We start from the raw sequence: 790 nt of genomic DNA on the forward strand, positions 1-790 counted from the left end.
ATTAAAGCAGAGAGGCTTAGGCCGTGCTATCTTCGTTCACGATATCGATGACACTACGCAGGTACGCAGGGTCATACGCGAACAGCTGCTTGTAGTACTCGATCTGCTGGTTCTTGTCTTCACGGCTGATACCGGCTGTCCGCATCTTGTCCCCGAACGACTTGGGGATCGGTGCGCGGCGGATATCGGCAACCACGGTCAGCGGTACCGTCACCACGTCTGAGGTAGCAGCGCTAACGACTTGTACCTTGTCGGCAGAGGCTGCGATAGCAAAGCCATAGTCCATGTCGCCAGACTGGCTGACAAACGACACGAATTCGTGCGGAGCCGCTGCCGCGATGCTGATGTGACGCAGGGCCGGAATGTCGGTACGACGACGGTTCACGGTGGCGTTCACCAGTTCCGACAGGTCTTCGTTGCCGTGACGTGCGAGATACGTACCGCCCTTGCCGCTCTTCAGCTCCCACAGGCTATCGTCAGCTTCTGAGGTCATGATGTTCGAGCTGCCGACCGTGCGGTACGAGGCACGCAGCTCTTGCGGATCGACGACACGAACTTCGCGGTTCGCACGCAGGAATCCGACTGCGACACCAGCACGCACTTCGCGGAACGAATCCTCGACAGGAGCGGCCTTCGCCTCGAACTTTTCAGTGATAGCGGCGCGCAGGCTTTCTTTGTTGAACTTGCCAGTATAGGCAATAACGACCTTAGCCAGCTTGGGCGTCAGGAGGGTGTAATCGGTGATCGAAACGGTTTGCATATTGCTTCCCTTGTTGTGAAAGTAGGGTGG

1 protein-coding gene is annotated in these 790 nt (G+C 57.3%); it reads right to left on the reverse strand.

Translation table 11 applies throughout. From position 1 onward, the window contains the following. Nucleotides 1–16 precede the first annotated feature (16 nt). A partial coding sequence (locus tag AC1RO3_RS08085; RefSeq protein ID WP_481763944.1) for a hypothetical protein occupies nt 17–790 on the reverse strand: 774 nt, incomplete at its 5' end.

Source organism: Dellaglioa sp. CoH-57-MRSF-19 (assembly GCF_056781975.1).